The sequence below is a fragment of the Sphingobium indicum BiD32 genome, assembly GCF_000382885.1.
Taxonomy (GTDB): Bacteria; Pseudomonadota; Alphaproteobacteria; order Sphingomonadales; family Sphingomonadaceae; genus Sphingobium; species Sphingobium japonicum_C.
On record NZ_CAVK010000094.1, the window covers coordinates 1 to 2819 of the forward strand.

Genomic DNA, 2819 nt, shown 5'->3' on the forward strand with positions numbered 1-2819 from the left:
AAAGCGCCATGTGATGCAGGTGTTCATCCACACGCCCTGAGCCACGCTTGGAAGGGCATTCCCTTTTGGGCAGTGGCGCCGGCCGGATTGCCTATCGGTGGATAGGTGTGCAGTGACTGGCGGGACTGACATTGCCGGAGAATGGTCGGTCGGCGTCTGCGGGCGATCTGGCGGCTAATTTCGTCAGCAGGATTGGGAGGCAAGGTTGGACTGGGATTTTACGGCTGAACAGCTGGAGTTTCGGCAGCGCGTTCGGAACTTCATTGCCGAGAACAACGGGCCCGAGCTGGCGACCGGCATCAGTTACGTGGCGGGTGCCGGCGAGGACGATCTCGACCTTGCCGCGGCGCAGAAGATATTCAGGGAACGGCTCGACGCGGCAGGCCTGCTACGGACCTGCTGGCCCAAGGAGTTCGGCGGCCAGGAAGCCTCGCCGATGTACGAGTACATCATGCGCCAGGAGCTGGAAGCGCAAGGGCTCGAGCCGCGCGTCGGCATGACGATCATCTCGGCGGCGATCGGCAAGTACGGCACGGAAGAGCAGAAGGAGGAGTTCCTGCAGGGGCTTCTCAGCCGCGAGATCCGGATGTGCGCCGGGTTCTCCGAACCGCGGGGCGGCAGCGACCTGGCCGGGCTCGAGACCAGCGCGGTGCGCGACGGGGACGAGTGGGTCATCAACGGCCAGAAGATCTACACCACCGGGGCCGAGCGGGCCGACTACATGTGGTGCCTGGCGCGGACCGACCGGAATGCACGCAAACACGAAGGCATCTCGATCTTCATGGTTGACATGAAGTCGCCCGGCGTCACCGTGCGGCCGCTGCACACGATGGGGAACTACCTGACGGCAGAGGTCTTCCTGGATGACGTTCGTGTGCCGCATCGCCATCTGATCGGCGAGGAGAACCGAGGCTGGTACCTGAACACCCTTTCCCTCGATGTCGAGCGGATCAACATCGGGGCGTACTCTGCCTTCAAGCGTTTCCTCGATGCCATCGTTGACTTCGCTAAGAAGCCCCAGCCAAATGGCAAGCCGCTGGCGCAGGATCCGCTGGTGCGACTGCGCCTGGGCCAGCTGATCGTCGATATCGAGATGCTGCGGCATCTGAGCAACGAGTGCGTGTGGCTCGTCATGACAGGCCAGGTATCGGCCATGGTTCCTTCGATGGCGAAGGTGTGGTCGACGGAACTCTATTACCGGATGACGAGCATCGCCATGCAGCTGATGGGGCCGTTCGGACAACTGCAGAAGGGCTCGAAGTGGGCCATGCTGGATGGCGAAGTCGAGCTTGGCTATCGCAATTCGCCTCCCATGATGTTCGGCGGCGGCGCCAACGAGATCCAGCGCGACATCATCGCATCGCGTGGCCTTGGCCTGCCGCGGTCGCGATAACGAAGGAGAAACGTGATGGTGAAGGACCCCGTTTGCGGCAAGGACGTGGACGATCAGAAGGTCGATGGAGGCGAGACGCTCGGCGTGGGCGGCGCACCGGTGACCAACCCCAGCTTCGGAACGAAGCGTCTCCACCAGGGCAAGTGGTATTATTTCTGCAGCATGGGCTGCCGGCAACGGTTTATCGGGAATCCCGCTCGGTACCTGGAATCCGGCGAGCAGGCTTGACCGCCGATAGTGGCGACCGTGATTTGAGAAGGAGGAACGAGTGGATCTGAGCCTGAACGAAACCCAGGAGATGTTCAAGCAGACGGCGCGCGATTTCCTCGCGGCCGAGTTTCCGGCGGGCCTGGCGCGCCAGATCGAAGTCTCCGAGCCGGGATACTCGCCCGAAATGTGGCGGAAAATGGCTGAGCTGGGCTGGCCGGGCGTGCCGTTCCCGGAGCAGTTCGGCGGCCTTGACGGCTCATTGCTCGACGTGGCCGTTCTGGCCGAGGAACTGGCCCAGGGCGCGGCGCTGACCCCCTATGTCTCCACCCTGATGGCCGGGCTGCTGATCCTGCGCGACGGTGACGACGCCCAGAAGGAACGGTTCCTGCCCGGGATCGCTACCGGCGAATTGATCGCCAGCACAGCTCTGGTCGAACCGGCGGGCAGCTACGAGCTGTCCGACATCGCGCTGGCGGCGACCCCCGAGGGTGACGGCTATGTGCTGAACGGGACCAAGCTGTTCGTCGAATACGCCAGTGCAGCGCAGGAACTGATCTGCATCGCGCGTAGCGGGGGCGCCCCCGACCCGGCCGATCCCGCCGCCGGCCTCGGCATGTTCATTGTGCCCACCGATGCCCCCGGCGTTACCATCGAAAACCTCAAGGTGATCGGCGGCGACAGGCAGTGCGAGGTCGTCTTCGACAACGTCGCGGTCACCAGGGATCGCATCCTCGCCCGCCCCGGCAGTGCCGGCGCCAGCGTCGCATGGTTGCTCGACGTCGCCCGGGCGCTCGCTGCGGTCGAACTGGTCGGGTTCGCCCAGAAGGCGCTCGACATGACCGTCGACTACATCGGCTACCGCGAGGCGTTCGGCAAGCCAATCGGCAGCTTCCAGGCCGCCCAGCATCACTGCGCCAACATGGCGACCATGTTGCAAGGCGCCCGCTGGGCCGCTTACGAGGCCGTCTGGCGGCTAAGCCAGGGCTACGAAGCCTCCCACCACGCCGCTGTGGCAAAGGCCTCCGCCAGCAACGCCGGACGCGAGGTCACCATGCTCGCACACCAACTCCACGGCGGCATCGGCTACATGGAAGAGTTCGATCTCCAGTTCTACAGCCGACGCGCCAAAGGCTGGGAACTCAAATGGGGAACCCCAGATCAAATGCTCATGAAGGTCGCTGAGTGCGCAGGCCTGTAATCCTCCATCCTTCGCAAC

The 2819-nt window shown here is 64.0% G+C and carries 3 protein-coding genes; all 3 read left to right on the top strand.

The window, feature by feature from the left end; translation table 11 throughout:
* Nucleotides 1-205 precede the first annotated feature (205 nt).
* Genes EBBID32_RS10010 through EBBID32_RS10020 form a run of 3 tightly spaced genes read left to right on the top strand, consistent with a single transcriptional unit; the run spans nt 206 to nt 2801 of the window.
* Nucleotides 206-1393, top strand: coding sequence for an acyl-CoA dehydrogenase family protein (locus tag EBBID32_RS10010; RefSeq protein ID WP_006955561.1), 1188 nt, complete (start codon nt 206-208; stop codon nt 1391-1393).
* A gap of 15 nt (nt 1394-1408) precedes the next feature.
* Nucleotides 1409-1621: a YHS domain-containing protein gene (locus EBBID32_RS10015; RefSeq protein ID WP_006955563.1), complete on the top strand. Its 213-nt coding sequence runs from the start codon at nt 1409-1411 to the stop codon at nt 1619-1621.
* A 40-nt stretch (nt 1622-1661) separates the two neighbouring features.
* A complete protein-coding gene (locus tag EBBID32_RS10020) occupies nt 1662-2801 on the top strand; it encodes an acyl-CoA dehydrogenase family protein (protein ID WP_006955565.1) in 1140 nt (379 codons plus the stop codon).
* Nucleotides 2802-2819: the final 18 nt, after the last annotated feature.